Here is a 208-nt window from a genome sequence, read left to right on the forward strand (position 1 = left end):
GACAATGTTGTGCGTCTTGCGATGAAAGCAGGGGTAGAGCCGATGACGGCCATCCAGATGGCAACTATCAACAGTGCGGAAGCATACCGTATTGATCATCTGGTAGGTTCCATATGTCCGGGCAGAATTGCCGATATTCTTTTTGTCAATGATCTCCACGAATTCCAGGTGGAGGAAGTTATGACGAACGGAAACATGGTTGCAAAAG

Annotated in this window: 1 protein-coding gene; it reads left to right on the forward strand. The window is 47.6% G+C overall.

All coding sequences use genetic code 11. The features are described from left to right. Nucleotides 1–21: 21 nt before the first annotated feature. Nucleotides 22–208, forward strand: a 187-nt coding sequence (locus tag HJY11_RS14845) for an amidohydrolase family protein (protein WP_279571123.1), incomplete at its 3' end; no start/stop codon positions are given.

This window comes from Bittarella massiliensis (ex Durand et al. 2017) (genome assembly GCF_017566145.1).
GTDB classification, from domain to species: domain Bacteria; phylum Bacillota; class Clostridia; order Oscillospirales; family Ruminococcaceae; genus Bittarella; species Bittarella massiliensis_A.